Below are 19,740 nucleotides of genomic sequence, written 5' to 3' on the forward strand. Positions count from 1 at the left end.
TTCCGCTTCCAGCCGCGCGGCCTCTGGCTCTACCGCAGCGAGGCGCTGCTCGGCCTGCGCGGCGCGCGCGGCAAGCCGCTCCGACGCGGCATGCGCGGCCGCCGCGCGGCGCTCGGCTTCCGCGCGCGTGTTGCGCAGCCGCGCTTCCTCCGCCCGCGCTTCCTGCTCGGCCTGCGCGGCCGCGCCGCTGGCGGCGAGCGCCTCGGCAGCATCGGGCACGGCGGCGAGCGCATCGCGCGCGGCCTCCAGCGCGGCAGTGGCCTCGGCGATCTCGGCCTCGAGCCGCGCGAGGTCGGGCGTCAGCGCCGCAAGCTTCGCTTCGGCTTCCGCTGCGCGCGCGGCGACACGCTCGGCGGCGGCGACGGCGGCCGTTGCCCGGCGCTCGGCCGCGCTCCGCGCGTCGCGGCAACGCGCTTCCTCGGCGCGGGCGAAGCCTTCCTGTTCCGCGGCCTCTGCACGCGCATTCAGTGCAGCGGCCAGCGCGGCCTCGGCCTGGTCGAGCAGGATCTGCGCGGCGCGCAGCTTGTTGCGCTGGGCGAGGCGGACCGCCCCCGCGCTCGGCGCGCCGGCGCGGGCGCAATGCCCGTCCCAACGCCACAGCGCGCCATCCTGCGTCACCAGCGCTTGGCCCGGCAGCAGCAACGCCTGCAGGTCCGCGCCGTCCATCCCGCGCGGCAGCAGCCCGATCAGCGACAGCGCGCGGGCGAGTGCCGCCGGCGCCTCCACCAGGCGCGACAGCGGCGTCGCGCCACCCGGCAGCGCCGGCGGCTCGATCGGCGGCAGCATGCGCCAATGGCGCGGCGCCGCCTCGTCCAGCGCGGAATCCAGCGCCTCGCCGATCGCCACGCCGAGCGCGGCCTCCAGGCCCGGCGGAACGCCGATCTGGTCGAGCACCGGCGTGACGGCGCCATGCGCGGCCTGCACGAGGTCCGACAGCGCCGCGACCTCGGCCTGCGCGCGGGCGCGCGCGCCTTCGGCTTCCGTCGCGGCGGTGCGCGCGGCTTCGTGGCGCTGCGCGGCGGCATGGCGCGCGGCTTCGGCGCCGGCCAGCGCCGCGCCGCTCTCGCGCAGCGCCGCTTCGGCCATCTCGGCCTCCGCAAGGGCGGCGGCGGTCTCATCCTCCGGCACGTGGGAGGCCAGCGCGGCGTCGCGCTCGGCGATCATGCGCTGGTGCTGCTCGGCCAGGCGCCGCGCGGCGGTCTGCGCGGCTTCCAGCGCGGCGCGGGCACGGGTGCCAGCGGCCTCGGCGCCGGCGGCGGCGGTGCGAGCTTCCTCGTGCCGCGCGGCCGCCTCGGCACGCGCATGTTCCGCCGCGTCCAGCGCGGGGCGGGCCGCGGCGAGCGCGTTGTCGGCAGCGGCGAGTTCGGCCTGCGTGGCCTCGCGCTCGGCATCGGGGACCAGTGCCGCGCGCGCGGCGTCGCGCTCGGCGGCGACGCGCTGGTGCTGCTGCGCCAGACGGCGGGCCGCGACTTCGGCGGCGTCCAGTGCGGCGCGGGCGCGCGTCTCGGCTTCCGCGCCCTCGGGCGCGGCCCCGGGGGCGGCCTCCTGGCGCGCCTGCGCGGCGGCACCCACGGCCACGGCGCCCGCGAGCGCGGCTTCGGCGGCGGCGATCGCGGCCTCGGCCTCGGTCACGCCAGCGGCGGCTGCGTCCAGCGCCTCCTGCGGGACACGCGCGGCCTCGGCGCTCGCGGCCTCGGCCGCCAGGCGCGAGCCCTGCTCGGCGAGCCGCCGCGCGCGGTTCGACGCCTCGGTCTCGGCATTGGCGAGGGCGGCGGCCTGGGCGGCGGCTTCGGCCGCGAGTTCCGTCGCGCGATCGGCGGCCATCGCGGCCTCGCGCACCGCGTCGGCGGCCTCGATCTCCGCGGATTCCGCGGCCTCGGCGCGCGCGGGAAGCGACGCCGCGGCGGTTTCGAGCTCGGCAGCTTCCGTCTCCAGCCGCGCCACCGCGGCGGCGGCGTCGGCCTGCAGCCGCGCGGCGTGGTCGGCGTCGCGCGCCAGCGCGTCGCGGCGGCCGGTGGCGGCGGCCAGCGCTTCGCGCGCGTCATGCTCCTCGGCGTCGAGCGTCTCGGCCTCGACGCGGCGGCGTTCCAGCGCGGTGCGCGCGACCGCCTCGGCCTCCTTCGGCGCGGGCAGGGCCTGCTCGGCGGCGAAGGCGCGGCGCGCCGCCCCTTCGGCCTCGAACTCGGCATCGCCGGTCGCGGCGCGGGCCTTGTCGAAGGCCATGCGGGCCTCGGCCAGCGCGGTGACGGCGCGGGCGCGCAGGATGGCTAGCCACTCGATCTCCGCCCCGCGCACCAGGCCCGAGAGGTTGCGGTAGCGCGCGGCCTGGCGCGCCTGGCGCTGCAGCCCCTGCCGCGCGCCGTCCATCTCGTTGAGCAGGTCCTCGGCGCGCGAGAGGTTCGTCTCGGCCTGTCGCAACTTGAGCTCGGCCTCGTGGCGGCGTGCGCGCAGGCCGGCGATCCCCGCCGCTTCCTCCAGCACCGCGCGCCGGTCCTCCGGCTTGGCCTGGATCAGCGCGGCGACGCGGCCCTGGCTGACCATCGCCGAGGATCGCGCACCGGAGCCGATATCGGCGAACATGGTCTGCACGTCGCGCGCGCGCAGTTCCTTGCCGTTGACGCGGAACGAACTGCCCGCGCCGCGCTCGATCCTGCGCGCGATCTCGAGCTCCGCGGCGTCCTGGTTCGGCGGCGGGGCGAGGCCGGCGGCCTCCTCCAGCGTCAGCACCACCTCGGCGAAGTTGCGCGACGCGCGGGAGGCGGTGCCCGCGAAGATCACGTCCTCCATCTCGCCGCCGCGCATGGTCCGGGCGTTGGTCTCGCCCATCGCCCAGCGCAGGCCCTCCACGATGTTGGACTTGCCGCAGCCATTGGGTCCGACGATGCCGGTCAGGCCCGCCATGACCTCGACAACGGTCGGCTCGGCGAAGGACTTGAAGCCGGCGAGGCGCAGCCGCGTGAGCCTGGCGGTGCGCGCGGCCTCGATCTGCGCCTCCGTCCGGCCGGGCTCTTCCGGCGGCGGGTTCTCCTCGGCGGGAGGCGCGGGGGGCAGCGCATCCATGCGTCAGCGCATCTCGCCGACGATCTGGGCGAAGCGGTCATACGCCATGCCGCCGGGGACCACGCGCGTGCCGAAGACGAAGGTGGGCGTGGAGTTCACGTTGTACTCCTGCTGCGCCTTCACCCGCGTTTCCAGGATGCCGCGCGCCAGCGCCTGGTCGGCGATGGCCGTGTCGTAGGTCTCCCGCGACATCCCGGCGACCGAGGCGAGCTTCCAGAGCTCGGCGCGGGGATCCACGCCACGGGCGAAGGCCCAGCGGTCCTGCGTCGCGAACAGCGTGGAGACGAAGGCGTCGTACTGCGCGGCGGGCAGGCTCCGCGCGACCATGGCGGCGAGGAGGGCGACCTGGTCCAGCGGGAAGTCGCGCAGGATCATGCGGATGCGGCCGGTGTCCACGAGCTGGCGCTTGACCTGCGGCCAGGTGTCCTTGTGGAAGGCAGCGCAATGCGGGCAGGTCAGGGAGAAATATTCGATGACCGCGCGCGGCACCTCGGGGTTGCCGACGATGCGCTCGGCGAGCCGCGGGTCCGCCGCCGGCTCGGCGGGCGGGGTGGCCTGGTCGGCGGGCGGCGCGTCCTGCGCCTGCTGCGCCCAGGCCACGCCGGGCAGGGCCAAGGCGGAGGCGGCAAGGAGGAAGGAACGACGGTCGGTCATCCGGGGGCTCTCCGGCTCTCGGGGACTCGGGGGCGGTCCCTCAACGACCCCGATAGACGCGGGAGGCGAGCTTTTCCAGAGCTTGACGAAGCTCGCCCTCCGGCAGGTCGGCGAGTCGGCTTGTAACGGTCTCCGGGACCGGTTCCGGCGGCGGGGCGGCCCGGGCGCGCGGGGCGGCAGGGCCGGCGGGCGCCTGCTGCACGAAGCGCAGCCGCTCCACCGCGACCTTGCCGAGCTGGGCGTTGATGCGGGCGACCAGCTCGGGCGCGAGGTGCTGGAGCTCCATCGCGACCGGGCCGGCGCAGGCGAGCGTCAGCGTGCCGGCCGACAGCCGCAGCGGGGATGTCACGGCGGCCAGCGCCGGGCCGACGATGGTGCCCCAGTCGGCCAGAAGCTGCGCGCCGGCGGGGCTGCGCTTGCGGAAGGCGGGGCGGGTGATGCCCGGTACGAGCGAGGAGAGCGGCAGGGGGGCTCCCGGGAATCGGCGGCTGTCCCCATCCTTGCTCACGCGTGGCTCCCTCATCCCAAGACCTGCTCGCCTGGTACGACCGGCACAAGCGCACCCTGCCCTGGCGGGGGGTGGGCGGCCGGCCGGATCCATACCGCGTCTGGCTGTCGGAGGTCATGCTCCAGCAGACGACCGTTGCGACGGTGGGGCCGCGCTATGCGCGGTTCCTCGCGCGCTTCCCCGACGTCCACGCGCTGGCGCGGGCGGAGTGGGAGGAGGTGGCCGAGGAATGGGCGGGCCTCGGCTACTACGCCCGCGCGCGCAACCTTCATGCGGGCGCCAAGGCGCTGGCCGCGCGCAACGCCTTCCCCGGCACGGTGGAAGCGCTGCGCGCGATCCCGGGGATCGGCGCCTATACCGCGGCCGCCATCGCCGCGATCGCCTTCGACGTACCGGTCGTGCCGACCGACGGCAACGTGGAACGGGTCGCCGCCCGCATCCATGCCGAGGCCGCGCCGCTGCCGGGCGCGAAGAGGACGCTCGACGCGCTGGCGCAGCGCTGGATGGAGCAGGACGCCGCCCGCGCCAGGCCCGGCGACTTCGCGCAGGCGCTGTTCGACCTCGGCGCCACGATCTGCACGCCGCGCCGCCCGGCCTGCACGCTCTGCCCCTGGCGCGAGCCCTGCGAGGCGCGGCGCCAGGGCATCCAGGAGACACTTCCCCGCAAGGCGCCGAAAAAGGAGAGGCCGACGCGCCACGGCGTGCATTTCCTCGTCGAGGACGCGCGGGGCCGCTGGCTGGTGCGGCGCCGGCCCGAGACCGGCCTGCTCGGCGGCATGCTAGAGATCCCGGGCACGCCATGGCGCGAGGAAGGCTGGACGCGCCAGGACGCGCTGGCCCATGCGCCGATCGAGGGCCTCCGCTGGAGCACCGTCCCGGGTGAGGCGGAGCACAGCTTCACCCATTTCGAACTCCGCATGACGCTGCTGCGGGCGACACATGCCGGCGCGGCGCCGGAGGGCTATGCCTGGATGGAGCCCGACGCCGCGCGTGCCGCGATGCCGACCGCGATGAAGCGGCTGGCGGCGCTGCTGGAGGGGCGTCCGACGCCGTCGTGACTTACGACCTTGGGTGGCGTTTCCGACAGGGTATGCCCCAATGAAGGGTATTGGCGGCGGCGCTCATGGCGTCGCGCGCCGCGCCAAGCGACAGGGAAGGCTGCCAGCCGATGGAAGAGCAGGGCGAGCATCCCGGCCATTGCCCGATCTGCGACAAGGACGTCGCCTTCCGGAAAGGGCGGCACTGGCGCGACCTGCAATGCCCGTCCTGCAAGTCGCAGTCGCGCAACCGCGCGCTCTGGCTGGCGCTGAACGGCGCCTTCCCGCGCTGGCGCGAGCTGGCGATCGACGAAGGCTCGCCGGGCTGGGATCCCGTGAGCCAGCGCCTGGTCCGTGAATGCGCGCGCTATACCGCGACGCAGTTCCGCGACGACATGACGATGGGCTCGATCGTCGAGGACGCGCCGCTGCCCTGCAAGCGCTACCGCGTGGAGAACCTCGAGCGCCAGGGCTGCGCGGACGGCAGCTTCGACCTCGTCGTCACGCAGGATGTGTTCGAGCACATCTTCGACCCGCGCGCCGCCATCGCGGAGACCGCGCGCACGCTGCTCCCGGGCGGTGGGACGGTGCTGACGGTGCCCGTGGTGCGGAAATTCGCGCCGTCCCAGCGCCGGGCGCGGCTGGCAGGCGGCGCGGTCCAGCACCTGCTGCCGGCGCAGTACCATGGCAATCCCGTCAGCAGCGGCGGCGCGTTGGTGACGATCGACTGGGGCTACGACATTGCCGCCATCCTCGGCGAGGCGTCGGGTATGCAGTTCGCGATGCAGACCTTCGAGGACCCGGACCTCGGCATCCGCGACGAGTGGAACCAGTTGCTGATCGGCCGCAAGGCGCTGCTGCCGTCGCTCGCCTGAGGCCGGCGCGCCAGCCGTCAGAATTACGCCCCTTGCGCCACCGCCTCGTCCCGCAGCTCGTCGAGCAGCCGCAGCTTGCCATCGCGGGTCTCGAGGAACCAGAAGGTCCAGCCGTTGCAGGAGGGCGCGGCCTGCAGTTCCGCGCCGACCTTGTGGATCGAGCCCGCGGCCGCACCGCAGCGCAGCGTGCCGTCGGCGCCCACCACGGCCTTCCAGCGGCGATGTCGGTCGGTCAGCACGGCGCCGGCCGGCACCAGGCCGCGCTCGACCAGGACGCCGAAGGCGATGCGGGGCTGCTCGCGCTTCGAGGGCAGCGCGAGCGCGGCCGATTCCGCGATCGGCTCGACGGCCGCGATGCGCTCGCGCGCGGCGGCGGCGTAGGCCTCCTCGCGCTCGATGCCGATGAAGCGGCGGCCGAGGCGGCGGGCGACCGCGGCGGTGGTGCCGGAGCCCAGGAAGGGATCGAGCACAACCTCGCCGGGCTGCGTGCAGGACAGCAGCACGCGGTGCAGCAGCGCCTCGGGCTTCTGCGTGGGATGGAGCTTCGACCCGTCTGCGGCCCGCAGGCGTTCGTGGCCCGTGCAGAGCGGGATGAACCAGTCGCTGCGCATCTGCAGCTCGTCGTTCAGCGCCTTCATGGCCTGGTAGTTGAAGCGGTAGCGGCTCTCCGGCCCGCGCGCGGCCCAGATCAGCGTCTCATGCGCGTTGGTGAAGCGGCGCCCCCGGAAGTTCGGCATCGGGTTGGCCTTGCGCCAGATCACGTCGTTCAGAATCCAGAAGCCGAGGTCCTGCAACGCCGCGCCGAGACGGAAGACGTTGTGGTAGCTGCCGATCACCCAGATCGTGCCGTCCTTGCGCAGGATGCGGCGGCACTCGCCGAGCCATTCCCGGGTGAAGGCGTCATAGGCCGCGAAGTCGTCGAAGCGGTCCCATTCGTCGTCCACCGCGTCCACGACGGAGCTGTCAGGCCGCCGCAGCTCCCCCTTCAGTTGCAGATTGTAGGGCGGGTCGGCGAAGACCGCGTGGACCGAGGCCGGCGGCAGCGAGCGCAAGGTCTCGATGCAGTCGCCGACCAGCACCTGGTCGAGCGTCAGGTCGAGACCCGTACCCATCGTTGCGCCCGCACCCCCTGCGACTCGGCCGAGCACCATGCGGTGGCGGGACTCGCGCCGTCAACAAACCCCGTTCAAAGAAGACAGAGCTGATCCACCGGCGCGAAGCCGCGCCGGTGATGGGGCGTCGGGCCAAGCTTCGCCAATGCCTCCCGGTGCATCGCGGTCGCGTAGCCCTGGTGGCTTGCGAAGCCATAGCCCGGCCAGCGCGCGTCGAGCCTGGCCATCGCGCGGTCCCGCGTCACCTTCGCCAGGATGGACGCCGCGGCGATCGAGAAACATTCCGCGTCGCCGCCGACCACGCAGCGCACCGGGCAGGGCAGCGCCGGCGCCTGGTTGCCGTCCACCAGGGCAAGCTCGACCGGCCCCAGCCGCGCCAGCGCGCGGGCCATCGCCAATTGGCTCGCACGGAGAATGTTGATGCGTCCGATCTCGGTCGCCGACGCCGCGGCGACGCCGAATTCCAGCCGGCCCTCGCGACGCGCCGCCAGGATTGCGTCGAAGGCTGCGTCGCGCTTCGCCGGGCTCAGCTTCTTGGAATCGTCGAGCAGCCTGGCGAGCGCGCGCGGCGGCCTGGCGACGAAGACCACCGCCGCGGCCATGACCGGCCCGGCGAGCGGCCCGCGCCCGGCCTCGTCCAGGCCGGCGACGCGGCCGCCATGCTCCGACTCGTAGCGGAAATGCGGCATCGACTTGGGATAGCCCGCGCGGGGCAACCTGTCTCGCCGCCGACGCGTTGCCCGCCGACCCAGCGGAGGAAGACGGCGATGGACGGGAAGAAACTGGCGCTCGCCGCCGAGGAGGTGCCGGCCGTGCCCTTCGCCATCCCCGGCGCGACGGGCGAGTTCCGGATCCAGCTGCTGAACGAGGACACGGCGTCCGGCGTGGTCACCTCCATCATCCACCTGCCGCCGGGCGGGCGGATCCCGGCGCACAGCCACCGCGCGGGGGCGGAGATGCACTACGTCCTGGAAGGCGACCTGGTGGAGGCCGGGCGGTCGCTCGGGCCCGGCGCCTTCCTGACCCATGCCGCGGGCCAGGTGCACGGCCCGCATGAGAGCCGCAGCGGGGCGAAGGTCCTGACCGTGCAGTCCTGGCAATCGCGCGACGGCAGCTACGATTTCGAGCCGGCCGGGGAGGAGATGATGGCCGAGGCCGGGGCGAAGGGCGGGCAGCGCCGGGGCGCCGATCCCCGCGTGCCAAACCAGGGCGCGCCGAAGCAGGGCGGCATGCGGAAGGTGGACGAAGGGGCGCAGCAAGCCGCCCGGCAGGATGAGAGCCTGCCGGAGGCCAAGGGCTACTCGTAGGGACCGGTCGAGAACACCGGACGGGTCGGCTCCGCGCGGCTTTTCCGCCCCTGCCGGGTTGCCAGACTCGCCGGGGCAACCGGCATCTGCTGCGCCCGGCGCCTTGCATGGACGAAAAATCCGCTGCGGATCCTCAGCCGCCGGCATTTTCGACCGGTCCCGGACCGCATGACAGGCGCCGCGCGGTCGCGGCGATCCCCGCGGCCAGCGCCTGCCATTGGACGGCGGCGCCGGAAGGTGGGTCGTTCAGCAGCGCGCCCGCCTCGGACAAATAGGGGCAGGCCGGCGTCGCGCCGCAGCGCGTGACGGCGGCCAGCCGCGCGCTCGCCGCCAGGAAACGAGGCAGCCGGTCCGTGCCCGACGCGCGAAGCCCGTCGGCTTCGGACAAAAGGGGCGCGTTGTCCCGGCAGGCCTCGGCGCCCGGTCGGGCCTGGCGGCGGGTGAAGAGAGCCAGGGCATAGGCTTCGCGCCAGGGGCGCGGAGGCGCTTCGGACGCGGCAATGGCGGCGCGGCCGGACTCGACCGCGCAATCGAGGAAGGGCCGGCGCGCGGCTTCGGACAAATTCGCGGCGCCGGCCTGCAAGGCGCAGGCACGGGCGCGCAGCGCCTGGCGCTGGGCGCAGATGGGGTCGCGCCCGTCGCAGGCGGGCACGGGCTCGGCGGCCAGCGCCGCCCAGTCGCCGCGATCCGCCCGGTCCTTGGCAGCGTCGAGGGCGTGGATCGCGCCGGCACAACCCGCGAGCAGGCCGGCGAGGATGGCCATGGCGAAGGGGAGCCAGCGTGGTGTTCGGCGCCGGCGGTCCTTTTTGCGCATCGCCCCCCTCACCCAGCCCTCTCCCCCCTGCGTGGGGAGAGGGCTTTCCTCGGTCCGCAGCGCGGCTGCCACAGTCCAGGCCTTGCGGTTCATCGGGCGGCCTCCGCCAGGGCGCGCTCGACCTTCGCGGGCGCGTCTTCGGACAAGGTCGCGGCCAGGCGGCCGAGGGCCTGGACGGCGCCGCCCGCGCCCCCCGTGCGCAGTCGGTCGAGCTCGGCGCGCAGCACGGGCTGCGGGACCAGGGAGCCGGCCACTGCGACGGGGCGGTGATCGGCGGCGTCGAGCAGCCCGTCCAGCACGACGCGGCGCAGCGCGGCCACGGCGGCCTCGGCATCGGCCGGGGCGATCGCGGGATGCTCGGCCTGGAGCCAGGCGTCGCCGTCGGGCTCGAGCAGCCGGGCCAGCGCGCCTGCGGCCGCCTGCTCCGGCGCGGCCGGCGACAGGCGGTCGGCCAGTGCCGCGGCCATTACCGGGCTTTCGGACAAAAGCGCCCGCGCGGCCTCGCCATCCCAGGCGCCGGCGGGGAGGAGCTCGGGCGGGACGGGGCGGTCCAGCACGCGGGCCATCCAGCGCGCCTGATGCGCCCGGCCGACCGCGGCGGCCTGCACCGCGCCGAGCAGCAGGCCGCCGGCGACTGCGGCCGGGCCCAGCGCCAGGCCAGGGACGGCGCCGAAGGCGCGCAGCACGGGGGAGAGCGCCTCGGCCAGGCCCTCGGGCTTCGGATCGGCCATCGCGGTCTCGACCGCGGCGGCGGCCTCGGTCGCCGCCTGCGCGGTGCGCAGCACCTGGTGCAGCGCCGGGGGGAAGCCCGCTTCCTCGCCGGCGTCCTCCACCGCCTGGCTGGCAGCGGCGAGCGCGGCGGCGAGGCTCGGCGCGTCGGCATGGCGGAAGGCGGCCTCGATGGCGGGGGCGGCCTGGGCGGCGCCGTCGAGGACCGCAGCGGCTCGGCTGGCAGCCTCGCCCAGCATCGGGACGGCGGCACGGGCGGCGTCGGCGCCGGCGGAGAGCGCCGTGGCGACCGGCGTTGGCGGCTGGATGGGGGGCAGGTCGGTCCGGCGGGAGACCGGCTCGGCGGCGCCGCGGCTGCCGAAATAAAAGCCGATGACGCCGCCGAGGATGGTGCCGAGCTCGCCCGTGCCGCCGAGGCCGAGCGCCTGGGACAGCACGAGGGCGGGCAGGCAGAGCAGGACGATCGCCACCGCGAGTGCGGCACGGACCGAGCCCTCGGGCAGGCCGGCCGGGCTGTCGCGGAAGGCGGCGAGGCGCTCGGCCGGGGATGCCTCGGCGGCGAGGCGGACGAAATCGGCGCGCAGCGCGGCGGCGTAGCGGCCGATGCCCCAGGCGACGAGGGCGACGAAGCCGAGGATGGCCAGCGGGGTGGCGGGGACGGGGGCGCCGGGGTCGGCGAGGGCTGGGGCGGGGAGGAGAAGGGCTAGGAGGAAAAGCGGGTAAATCTTGGCGCGCATGGCCGGGTTCCCTCTCGCGTACTACGCGAGAATAGGAACAAAGTCTGATCAGAGTCGAGGGAAATGTTCCTGATGCGTTCTCAGGCACCTTCTCCGCCCCGCGCAAGCAGGGGGAGGGAGCGAGAGTGCGGAGACTTCAGAATGGCTCGCTGACGAAGCACCCCCACCCGGCCTCCCCCGCTTGCGGGGGAGGAGAAGGAAGGCGGAGGAGAAGAGGGGCCGGCTACCGCCTCAGGCGTGCGCCAGCAGCGCGCGGATGCGGTGGCAGTCCTCCTCCGGCACCTTCAGCCGCAGCTCGATCTCGCGGCCGATCGCGCTGAGCTCGGCGCAGTGGCGGTCCACCGGGCCGTCGCGGACCATCGCCTCGAGCGCGAGCTTCGCAGCCTCTTGGCTCGGGAAACGCCGGCGCAGGGTGACGGCGTCGAAGGGCGCGGGATGGTGCTGGTCCATCATGTGCTCGGGCGGGACGGCGCGGGCGCCGCCCTCGGTTCCCATGCTGGCGGGCGGGTCGCTGGCCGGGAAGGTCTCGGCCACGGCGGCGTCCTGCTTGTCCTGCTTGCGGTCCGGCATGGCTCTCCCCTCTCGTTGCGCGAAAGGGATCAACGCGCGTCAGCGGCGGCGGTTCTCTTCGTCTTCGAAGGCAAAGAGAGGGACGAAGGGCCAGGGCAGCGGGGCCAGCCACCAGCCCTCGGGTCGGTCCTCGGGCTGCGGCAGGCCCGGGCGCCCCTGCCCGTCGAGGGAGAAGAGGCCGGCGCGCACCGGCACGGGGCGGAAGAGCACCGTGCCGGCGGGTGCGTTGCCATCCCGCGGCGTCGCGATGCTGGCCGAGCCGCCGCTCCCGCCGGAGCCGCCGCCGGCGCCGGTGCCCGAGCCGGTGCCCGAGCCGCCGGCCGTGCCCCCGCCGCCCGGCGGCGCGGCGCCGCAGCCGCCCACGCCCATCGGGCAGTTGTTGAAGCGGTAGAGGTCGCCCCCGCCGGACAGCAAGATTAGCGCCGCCGCGGCTTCGCCGCCGACGCCGCCAATGGCGCCGACCAGGAAGGCCGAGGCCCCCTGCCCCAGCACGCCGAGCCGCCCGGCCTCCACCGCGCCGACGGACGGCGCGCCGTCCAGCAGGATGAAGACCGGCGAGGCGCCCGCCGCGATGTCGAAGGCCGCGGTGCCAGCGGCGGCCGAAGTGGGCGCGCCGAACTGGCCGAGCTGCGTCGGCTGCGACGCCGGCGCCGCGCCGGGCAGGTCGGGCTGCACGAAGGCGGGGATCGCGGTCAGGCCGTTCGCCCGGCGGGTGTCGAGCATCAGCACGGGCAGGCGCGTGTCGTCCATCGGCGCGAGGCTCATCTGGCGGCCGGCCGCGATCCCGCCCGGGGCGGCGAGCAGCACGGCGCTGCCCGCGCGCAATCCCACGCCGTCCAGTGTCATCTCGCCCAGCGCGCGCAACGTGACGGTCTCGGCCGAGAGGTTTCCCGACACGCGCAGCGGCGTCGTGGTCAGCAGCGCGAAGGCGCCGGCGTCGGCGCTGCCATTGGTCAGCGCGCCGATCGCGTTGACGGCGTTCAGCGCGACGTTGCCGCTGGCATGGACCTCCAGCGCGACGGCGGTGATCGCCGCGGCCTGCGCGACATCGCCGGCCGAGGCGACGAGCAGCGCGGCGCCGGCGCGGACCGGCGCGTTGATCGCGATGGCGCCGGCCTGCAGGGCGAGCTGGCCGGCGACCTGCGCCTCGCCCGTGATCTCGATCGGGCCGCTGGTGAGGAGCCGCAGCGAATTGGCGCGCAGCGCGACGATGGCGCCGACGACATGGCCCGGCCCTTCGAGCTGCACGTCGCCGCCGGCATCGAGCGCGAGCACCGGCGCGCGGATGTTGCCGCCGGCCTCGAACAGCGCGCCGGGGATGGTCAGCGAGACCTCGGGCGCGGCGATGAGGTTGGCCAGGCGCAGCGGGCCGGCCCCGCCCTGGGTGAAGCTGAAGCGGCCGGCGGCGCCGCCGCCGAGCGCATCCACCAGGTTCGCCCGGTCGAGCGTGACGGCACCGGCGACGGAACGCGCGAAGAGCACGGGGGCGGTGATGACGCCGCCGGGCTGCGTCAGCGCGCCGATGGCGGTCAGCGCCATGGTGTCGCCGGAGCGGATCGCCCCTTCCAGGGACAGCGCGCCGGATGTGGTCAGGCGAAGCTCGCCGGTGGCATCCGCCGAGAGCAGGCGGGGGACGGCGTTGCCGGCTTCGGTCAGCTGCACGCCGCCCCCGACGTCGAGCCGCAGCGTGCCGGCGCCAAGCGTGCCGAGCGGCGTCTGGATGAGGTCGCCGCCGGTGGTGAGCGTGGCATCGGGCACGCTGATCGGCGCGGTGAGTTGCAGCGCGCCGGAGGTCCGCAGCACGAGCCCGCCGGGCGCCGTGACCGCGCCCAGCGCGGCGATGGCATTGGTTGCGGCGGAGAGGTCGACGCGGCCGGTCGAGGCGAGGTCGAGTGTCGCGGTGCGGATGCCGAGGCCATTCACGGGCTGCGTCATCGCGCCGCCCGTCAGCGCGACGGCGTCGGCGACGATGTCGTCGGGGGCCAGAGCGCCGCTGGTGGCGATGCGGAAGACGGGGCCGCCGGCGCCGGAGACCGCGGCGATCGCGTTCTTGGCGGCTTCCAGCCGGACGCCCTCGGTCGCCTCGGCGCGCAGCGCGGCGGTGGCGATGCGGCCGCCATCCTGGGTGATGCCACCATCTGTGGCGCGCAGCGTGACCGACGCCGCGTCGAGGTCGGCGCCGGCATTGATCGAGGCGCCGCGCAGCGACAGCGTCGTGCCGGCGGAGACGGCGCCTCCGACCTCGAGCGAGGTCGTGGTCGCGAAGGCGAAGGACGTCGCGGCGGAGGAGGCGCCAAGGCCGAAGACCTGGTTGGACCCCTCCATTGCGACGGACCCGGTCAGCGCGGTGAGACGGACGTTATTCGCCTCGACCGTGCCGGTGGTCTGCGCGATGCCGCCGCCCGACAGCAGCGCCACCTGCGGCGCGGCGACGAGCCCGGTGATGGTCAGCGTCGGCATGGTCGCCAGGCTGAACAGGTTGCCGGCGCTCGACGTCGCGAGGCCCGTCACCTCGTTAAGCGGATCGGTCAGCAGCACCGACCCGGTCGCCCGCGCGCGGAGCGAGGGCGTGACCAGCAGCGCGTCGGTGTCCTGGTCGAGATCGCCGGTCGCCGAGAGGCCGATGCGCGCGGCCTCGATCCGGCCGGCGACGGTGAGCGGGCCGCCGGCCTCGACGGTGAAGTCGTCGCGCGCCTGGCCGGCGATGCGGGCGATGAGGTTGTTGGCGCCGTCCAGGATCACGCTGCCCTGCGGGGCCCGCGCGACCAGGCTGTCGGCGAGCACGCGCGACGCGTCGGAACCCTGGGTGATCGAGCCGGCATCGGCCTTCAGCGTCGCGGTGGCGCCGAGCGCGTTCAGCACGCCGTTGACGACAAGGCCGTCGGCGACGCGCAGCGTGACGCCGGCCGGCGCGGAGACGTCGCCCAGCGCGCCGGCATTGCCCGCGCCGTTCAGCAGGATCGGCGCGGAGAGCGATTCGAGGACCAGCGTGCCGCCCCGCACCGCGGCGCCGCTCGCGGACTGCGTGACGCCGCCGAGGCCGACCAGTTCCAGCGTCCCCGTGGCCGTAACCGGGGCGCGGATCTCGAGCGCGCCGGCGCTCGTCAGGCGCATGGCGTCGGCGGTGATGGCGGCGTCCACGGTCATGCCGACGCCCGAGGCCACATCGAAGCGCGTCGCGGCCTTGCCGCCATCGAGGGCGCGGATGACGTTGGAGGCCGCTTCCAGCCGGACGCGCCCGGCCTCGGCGCGCAGCGTCGTGACATTCAGCGCCGCGGTCTGCGTGATCTCGCCGGCGGTGAGGAGCCTTAGGTCGCCGGCGACGGCGAGCGGGGCCTGGATGGCGATGCCGTCGCCCGCCTGCGCGGTTGTGTTGGTGGTCTGCAGGGTCAGCGGGCCGGCGTCGCGGTCGACGGCGGAGAGCACGCGGATCCGGCTGTCGGCCTGCAGCGTCAGGCTGCCCGCGGTGGTGTTGACGAAGTCGGCCGAGACCTCGTTGGCGTTGGACGCCGTCGCGACGATGTCGAGGGTGACGGGATCGAGCAGCACGCTGCCGCCGGCGGCGCGGATCCAGCCGTCGAGGCGGAGCTCACCACGGGAGGAGACCTCGACCCGGCCGCCCGGCGCCTCGATCGTGCCGGACATCCGCGTGCGCTCGGCGGAATGCACGATGGCCTGCTCGGCGCGGATGGTCGCGCCGCGCTCGACGGTGGTGCGGGCCGAGAGCGCGGCGGGCGCGCCGATCGTGCTGGCCGCAGCCGCACCGATGGTGGCGCGCGCGGCCTGCAGTGTCGCGCCGGCGGGGACGACGACGCCGCCATTGGGCGCATTGGCGACGATGCTGCCGGCGTTGATCGTCCCGCCGGCGGCGACCAGCGTCTCAAGCAGGCCGGAAGCGGCCTGCGCGGTGAGCAGCACCTGGCCGCCCTCGGCCTCGATCGTGCCGGTGTTGGTGGCCAGCGCGGCGGCGCCGGAGGGCGCGGTGGTGACCTGGCGGGTGACATCCAGGCTGAGCAGGCCGTCGCCGGCGAGGTCGAGGGCGAAGGCCTCGGCGCCCGCGATGGCGACGCGGCCGAGGCGGGCGCGGATCGTGCCCGAATTGGCGGCGACCGGCCCGACGAGGGCGGCCATGCCGCGGTCGCGGACGGTGATGGTGCCGCGGTTCTCGACGCGCGCGCCGGCGCGGGGCTGGCCGTCGAAGACCATCCGCCCGTCCATTAAGTTGCGGTTCGTAATGTCCGACGCGGTCGCGATCAGCGACGCCACGTCCACCTGCGCGCCGGCGTGGAAGGTGACGCCGTTCGGATTGACCAGCGCGACGCCGCCGTTGGAGGTCAGGCGCCCGGCGATCTGCGAGGGGTCGGGCCCCGTCACGCGCTGCAGCGAGAAGGACGAGGCGCCGGGCTGGCGGATGTCCACCTGCTGGTTGGACCCGATGTCGAAGCTGCGCCATTCCACGACCGCCCGGTCCGAGGCCTGGTTGACCTGGGTGCGCGTCGCCGCGCGGGAGATCGTGGCCTGGCCGGCGACGACGCTGCCACCCTGCGGCTGCGCGTTCGGGGCCTGGGCGAAGGCCGCGACCGGCAGCAGCGCGGTGGTCGCGAGGAGGATGGGGCGGAGGGAACCCATGGGCCTATCCTGCCGGTCCGTGAACGCAACCTCCAGTTTAAATCGTTGATCAATGTCTGCTCGTGCGACGCGCAGGGGTGAACGGCTTGGCGCTGCCCGCCCGCCATGCCTTAGTGCCGGCCCAGGAGGAGACGCATGGCATCGAACACCGACCGCGCCGCGGCGCGCACCGGCGGGATCGCGGCGTGATGCACGTGCTCGACGCGATGGCGACGAGGCGGTCCATCCGCGGCTTCCTGCCCGACCCCGTGCCGCGAGCAACCATCGAGGCCATCCTGCGCGCGGCATCCCGCGCGCCGTCGGGGTCGAACATCCAGCCCTGGCATGTGCGCGTCACGAAGGGCGAGGAGAAGCAGCGCCTGTCGGCCGCGCTGCACGCCGCGCATGATTCCGGCCGCAAGGCCGGGCGGGAATACCAGTACTACCCGCGCGCCTGGCGCGAGCCCTACCTCGCACGCCGCCGCGCGACGGGCTGGGGCCTCTATGGCCTGGTCGGCATCGCGAAGGGCGACAACGACAAGATGCATCGCCAGCACGGCCGGAACTTCGACTTTTTCGGCGCGCCGGTCGGGCTGCTGTTCAGTATGGACCGCGACATGGAGCAGGGGTCCTGGCTGGACTGCGGCATGTTCCTGCAGAATATGATGCTCGCCGCCCGCGGCTTCGGCCTGCACACCTGCCCGCAGGCGGCGCTCGCGGAGTACCACGACATCGTCCGCGAGCACCTCGGCATCCCCGACGAGCGCATCCTGATTTGCGGCATGGCGCTGGGGCACATGGACCCGGACGAGCCTGCCAACCGCCTGGTCACGGCGCGAGAGCCGCTGGAGAACTACGTGGATTTCGGCCCGGCCGCATGACCGACGATCACCTGCTGGACTCCCGCGCGGCCTGGGTCAGGCTCGCCGCGATCGTCGCGCTTTCGACCCTCGGCGGGATCGGAAGCTGGTCGGTGATCGTGGCGCTGCCGCATGTGCAGGCGGAATTCGGCGTCACGCGCGCCGGCGCGTCCCTGCCCTACACCCTGACCATGCTCGGCTTCGGCTCCGGCATGATCCTGATGGGCCGCCTCGTGGACCGCTTCGGCGCGATGCGGCCAGTGCTCGGCGCGGCCACCATGCTCGGCCTCGGCTACATCGCCGCGGGCTTCGCGCCGACCCTGCTGGCCTTTGCGCTGATCCAGGGCGTGATGATCGGTCTCGGGGCGTCGGCGACCTTCGGGCCGCTGATGGCGGAGGCGTCGCTGTGGTTCCGCCGCCGGCGCGGCATTGCGGTCGCGCTCGCGGCGGCCGGCAACTACCTCGCCGGCGTGGTCTGGCCGCCGCTGCTGACCGTGCTGATCGCGGACCATGGCTGGCGCACCGCCCATGTCGTCGCCGGCGCGATCTGCCTGGTGACGATGCTGCCGCTCGCGCTGCTGCTGCGCGCCCGCGCGCCGGGCACGCGCGGCGGGGCGCAACTGCCGGCCGACGGCGTCGAACGCCCGCTCGGCCTGTCGCGCAACGCGCTGACGGCGGTGCTGGCCGCGGCCGGCATCGGCTGCTGCATGGCAATGGCAATGCCGCAGGTGCATATCGTCGCCTATTGCGGCGACCTCGGCTACGGCGTGGCGCGCGGGGCGGAGATGCTGTCGCTCATGCTGGCCTGCGGCATCGTCTCCCGGGTCTCGTCCGGCTTCATCGCGGACCGGATCGGGGGCTTGCGCACCCTGCTGCTGGGATCGGTGCTGCAGGGGCTGTCGCTCAGCCTTTTCCTGTTCTTCGACGGCCTTGCCTCGCTCTACGTGTTGTCGGCCCTGTTCGGCCTGGTGCAGGGCGGCATCGTGCCGTCCTACGCCGTGATCGTGCGCGAGAACTTCCCCGCGCGGGAAGTCGGCATGCGCGTCGGGATCGTGCTCTTCGCCACGCTGATCGGCATGGCGACCGGCGGCTGGATGTCGGGCCTGATCTTCGACCTGACCGGCAGCTACCTCGCGGCCTTCGCGAACGGCGTGGCGTGGAACGCGGTCAACGTGATGATCGTGACGACATTGCTGCTGCGCAGCCGCGGCGGGGCGTCACGCTTGGCGCCGGCGTAGCGCGTCGAGGCTCCACGGCCCGGGCCCTGCGGCGGCGAGGTAGAGAAACACGAAGCAGTACAGGATCGCCGCGTCGCCGCCATTCAGCGTCGGGAACAGGTTGCGCGGCGCATGGGCCAGGAAATAGGCGGCGGCCATCTCGCCCGATGCCACGAAGGCCGCCGCACGGGTGAACAGCCCGACCAGCAGCAGCACGCCGCAGGCGAGCTCGATCGCGCCCGACCACCAGGCCAGGCTGAAGAGCTGCGGCAGTGCCCCGCCCATCGGCATGGGAAAGCCCAGCATCTTCTGCGTGCCATGCAGCAGGAAGATCAACGCCGCGACGATCCTGAGCAGGCTGAGCAGACGCGGCACCCAGAGGCTGGACCAGGGCGCGGAATCGCCAGCGGGATCCAAGGTCGTGGCGGGGGTCTGCATGCGGCATCTCCGGCGTGGTGAAGGGGCCGCAACGCCGGGCGCCGCGCAGGGTTGGCGGACGATCCGCGGGCGCAGCGCTTGCCGCGGGGGCCGCGATGGGCTTGGTTGATCCTTTCGTGACAAACGGGGGACGAACAATGAGAGGCTTGCTGGCCGGGCTCTGCCTGGCACTGGGCATCGCCGGCACGGCGCACGCCGGCGCGACGCTGGACGCGATTCGCGCGCGCGGCACCATCATCTGCGGCGTCAACCAGGGTGTCGCGGGCTTCTCCGCCCCCGACAGCCGTGGCGAGTATCGCGGCCTCGACGCCGATTTCTGCCGCGCGCTGGCGGCCGCCATGTTCGGCGACGCGACCAAGGTCCGTTTCGTGCCGACCTCGTCCCAGAACCGCTTTACCATGCTGCAGTCCGGCGAGATCGACGTTCTCGCGCGCAACGCGACCCAGACGCTGCAGCGCGACACCTCGCTCGGCCTCAACATGGCAGGCGTGAACTTCTACGACGGGCAGGGCTTCCTGGTCCGGCGCTCCTCCGGCGTGACCTCGGCCCGGCAGCTCGACGGTGCCACCGTCTGCATGCAGCCCGGCACGACCAGCGAGCTCAATGTCGCGGACTACTTCCGCGCCAACAACATGCGCCTGACGCCGGTGCTGATCGAACGCCCCGACGAGTTCGTCGCGGCCTACGCCGCCGGCCGCTGCGACGCGATGACGCAGGACGCCAGCCAGCTCGCCTCCTACCGCGCGACCGCGCTGCAGAATCCCGCCGAACACGTGCTGCTGCCCGAGCGCATCAGCAAGGAACCGCTCGGCCCCATGGTGCGCCACGGCGACGACCAGTGGTTCGACATTGTGAAATGGACGCTGGCCGGCATGATCGAAGCCGAGGAACTCGGCCTGACCCAGGCCAACGTGGACGAGAAGCTGCGCGACCCCAACCCGCAGATCCAGCGCGCCCTCGGCGTGTCGCCAGGCTACGGCCGCGCGCTCGGACTTGACGAACGCTGGCTCTACAACGTGCTGAAGGCTGTCGGGAACTACGGCGAGAGCTTCGAACGCAACCTCGGCTCCGGTAGCCCGATCGGCCTGCCCCGCGGCATGAACGACCTCTGGACCCGCGGCGGCCTGATGTACGCGCTGCCGCTGAGGTAGGGCGCGCGGTCTTGCAGGGAGGCTTTGCCCCCCTGCACCCCCCACCAGGAGGCATCGGCCTCC

The 19,740-nt window shown here is 74.2% G+C and carries 16 protein-coding genes; 6 read left to right on the forward strand and 10 right to left on the reverse strand.

Going from position 1 to position 19,740, the window contains the following annotated elements; all coding sequences use genetic code 11:
* From ACLF3M_RS33035 to ACLF3M_RS33045, 3 genes are all read right to left on the reverse strand, one after another.
* Positions 1-3,060, reverse strand: a 3,060-nt coding sequence (locus ACLF3M_RS33035; RefSeq protein ID WP_430661273.1) for an AAA family ATPase, incomplete at its 3' end; no start/stop codon positions are given.
* Between the two features lie 3 nt (positions 3,061-3,063).
* Positions 3,064-3,714 carry a DsbA family protein gene (locus ACLF3M_RS33040; protein WP_430661274.1) on the reverse strand — a complete coding sequence of 217 codons (651 nt, stop codon included), beginning with the start codon at positions 3,712-3,714 and terminating at the stop codon, positions 3,064-3,066.
* Positions 3,715-3,754: 40 nt separating this feature from the next.
* Entirely contained in the window at positions 3,755-4,222 is a 468-nt protein-coding gene (locus ACLF3M_RS33045) for a DUF721 domain-containing protein (protein ID WP_430661275.1), read from the reverse strand.
* A 2-nt stretch (positions 4,223-4,224) separates the two neighbouring features.
* Here ACLF3M_RS33045 and ACLF3M_RS33050 point away from each other — a divergent pair, with 2 nt between their 5' ends.
* Both ACLF3M_RS33050 and ACLF3M_RS33055 read left to right on the forward strand, forming a co-directional pair.
* Positions 4,225-5,280 carry an A/G-specific adenine glycosylase gene (locus ACLF3M_RS33050; RefSeq protein ID WP_430661276.1) on the forward strand — a complete coding sequence of 352 codons (1,056 nt, stop codon included), beginning with the start codon at positions 4,225-4,227 and terminating at the stop codon, positions 5,278-5,280.
* A gap of 110 nt (positions 5,281-5,390) precedes the next feature.
* Positions 5,391-6,134: a methyltransferase domain-containing protein gene (locus tag ACLF3M_RS33055; RefSeq protein ID WP_430661277.1), complete on the forward strand. Its 744-nt coding sequence runs from the start codon at positions 5,391-5,393 to the stop codon at positions 6,132-6,134.
* 23 nt (positions 6,135-6,157) lie between these two features.
* Here ACLF3M_RS33055 and ACLF3M_RS33060 read toward each other — a convergent pair whose 3' ends face one another.
* Positions 6,158-7,246, reverse strand: coding sequence for a site-specific DNA-methyltransferase (locus tag ACLF3M_RS33060; protein WP_430661278.1), 1,089 nt, complete (start codon positions 7,244-7,246; stop codon positions 6,158-6,160).
* A 74-nt stretch (positions 7,247-7,320) separates the two neighbouring features.
* Complete coding sequence (locus ACLF3M_RS33065; RefSeq protein WP_430661279.1) at positions 7,321-7,935, reverse strand: ribonuclease HII; 615 nt, start codon at positions 7,933-7,935, stop codon at positions 7,321-7,323.
* A gap of 78 nt (positions 7,936-8,013) precedes the next feature.
* On the opposite strand from ACLF3M_RS33065, the gene ACLF3M_RS33070 reads away from it, so the two are divergent.
* Entirely contained in the window at positions 8,014-8,553 is a 540-nt protein-coding gene (locus tag ACLF3M_RS33070; RefSeq protein ID WP_430661280.1) for a cupin domain-containing protein, read from the forward strand.
* A gap of 133 nt (positions 8,554-8,686) precedes the next feature.
* On the opposite strand, the gene ACLF3M_RS33075 is transcribed toward ACLF3M_RS33070, so the two are convergent.
* The 4 genes from ACLF3M_RS33075 to ACLF3M_RS33090 all read right to left on the reverse strand — a co-directional run bounded on the left by ACLF3M_RS33075 (position 8,687) and on the right by ACLF3M_RS33090 (position 16,032).
* Positions 8,687-9,316 carry a hypothetical protein gene (locus ACLF3M_RS33075; protein WP_430661281.1) on the reverse strand — a complete coding sequence of 210 codons (630 nt, stop codon included), beginning with the start codon at positions 9,314-9,316 and terminating at the stop codon, positions 8,687-8,689.
* A gap of 140 nt (positions 9,317-9,456) precedes the next feature.
* Positions 9,457-10,833, reverse strand: a complete 1,377-nt coding sequence (locus ACLF3M_RS33080; protein WP_430661282.1) for a hypothetical protein — start codon at positions 10,831-10,833, stop codon at positions 9,457-9,459.
* A 231-nt stretch (positions 10,834-11,064) separates the two neighbouring features.
* Positions 11,065-11,403, reverse strand: a complete 339-nt coding sequence (locus ACLF3M_RS33085) for a hypothetical protein (RefSeq protein WP_430661283.1) — start codon at positions 11,401-11,403, stop codon at positions 11,065-11,067.
* A gap of 39 nt (positions 11,404-11,442) precedes the next feature.
* On the reverse strand, positions 11,443-16,032 hold the full coding sequence (locus ACLF3M_RS33090; RefSeq protein ID WP_430661284.1) for a filamentous hemagglutinin N-terminal domain-containing protein: 4,590 nt from the start codon (positions 16,030-16,032) through the stop codon (positions 11,443-11,445).
* Positions 16,033-16,220: 188 nt separating this feature from the next.
* Between ACLF3M_RS33090 and ACLF3M_RS33095 the strand changes: the two genes are divergently transcribed.
* Together ACLF3M_RS33095 and ACLF3M_RS33100 are read left to right on the forward strand one after the other, a co-directional pair.
* On the forward strand, positions 16,221-16,892 hold the full coding sequence (locus tag ACLF3M_RS33095) for a nitroreductase (RefSeq protein ID WP_430661285.1): 672 nt from the start codon (positions 16,221-16,223) through the stop codon (positions 16,890-16,892).
* On the forward strand, positions 16,889-18,109 hold the full coding sequence (locus ACLF3M_RS33100; protein ID WP_430661286.1) for an MFS transporter: 1,221 nt from the start codon (positions 16,889-16,891) through the stop codon (positions 18,107-18,109). Before ACLF3M_RS33095 ends, ACLF3M_RS33100 begins: the two co-directional genes overlap by 4 nt.
* Here ACLF3M_RS33100 and ACLF3M_RS33105 read toward each other — a convergent pair.
* A complete protein-coding gene (locus ACLF3M_RS33105) occupies positions 18,089-18,526 on the reverse strand; it encodes a DoxX family protein (RefSeq protein WP_430661287.1) in 438 nt (145 codons plus the stop codon). The genes ACLF3M_RS33100 and ACLF3M_RS33105 overlap by 21 nt on opposite strands.
* Before the next feature lie 137 nt (positions 18,527-18,663).
* Between ACLF3M_RS33105 and ACLF3M_RS33110 the strand changes: the two genes are divergently transcribed.
* Positions 18,664-19,677, forward strand: a complete 1,014-nt coding sequence (locus ACLF3M_RS33110; protein WP_430661288.1) for an amino acid ABC transporter substrate-binding protein — start codon at positions 18,664-18,666, stop codon at positions 19,675-19,677.
* The last annotated feature ends 63 nt before the right edge of the window (positions 19,678-19,740 follow it).

Origin of the sequence: Falsiroseomonas sp. HW251 (assembly GCF_050563545.1) — a bacterium.
Lineage (GTDB): Bacteria > Pseudomonadota > Alphaproteobacteria > Acetobacterales > Acetobacteraceae > Falsiroseomonas.

Bases quoted from the DNA above. Each gene is read 5' to 3' on its own strand.
- ACLF3M_RS33110 (WP_430661288.1), top strand. From the start codon at position 18,664: ATGAGAGGCTTGCTGGCCGGGCTCTGCCTGGCACTGGGCATCGCCGGC.
- ACLF3M_RS33040 (WP_430661274.1), bottom strand. From the start codon at position 3,714: ATGACCGACCGTCGTTCCTTCCTCCTTGCCGCCTCCGCCTTGGCCCTG.
- ACLF3M_RS33090 (WP_430661284.1), bottom strand. From the start codon at position 16,032: ATGGGTTCCCTCCGCCCCATCCTCCTCGCGACCACCGCGCTGCTGCCG.
- ACLF3M_RS33095 (WP_430661285.1), top strand. From the start codon at position 16,221: ATGCACGTGCTCGACGCGATGGCGACGAGGCGGTCCATCCGCGGCTTC.
- ACLF3M_RS33100 (WP_430661286.1), top strand. From the start codon at position 16,889: ATGACCGACGATCACCTGCTGGACTCCCGCGCGGCCTGGGTCAGGCTC.
- ACLF3M_RS33060 (WP_430661278.1), bottom strand. From the start codon at position 7,246: ATGGGTACGGGTCTCGACCTGACGCTCGACCAGGTGCTGGTCGGCGAC.
- ACLF3M_RS33065 (WP_430661279.1), bottom strand. From the start codon at position 7,935: ATGCCGCATTTCCGCTACGAGTCGGAGCATGGCGGCCGCGTCGCCGGC.
- ACLF3M_RS33055 (WP_430661277.1), top strand. From the start codon at position 5,391: ATGGAAGAGCAGGGCGAGCATCCCGGCCATTGCCCGATCTGCGACAAG.
- ACLF3M_RS33105 (WP_430661287.1), bottom strand. From the start codon at position 18,526: ATGCAGACCCCCGCCACGACCTTGGATCCCGCTGGCGATTCCGCGCCC.
- ACLF3M_RS33070 (WP_430661280.1), top strand. From the start codon at position 8,014: ATGGACGGGAAGAAACTGGCGCTCGCCGCCGAGGAGGTGCCGGCCGTG.
- ACLF3M_RS33080 (WP_430661282.1), bottom strand. From the start codon at position 10,833: ATGCGCGCCAAGATTTACCCGCTTTTCCTCCTAGCCCTTCTCCTCCCC.
- ACLF3M_RS33075 (WP_430661281.1), bottom strand. From the start codon at position 9,316: ATGGCCATCCTCGCCGGCCTGCTCGCGGGTTGTGCCGGCGCGATCCAC.
- ACLF3M_RS33085 (WP_430661283.1), bottom strand. From the start codon at position 11,403: ATGCCGGACCGCAAGCAGGACAAGCAGGACGCCGCCGTGGCCGAGACC.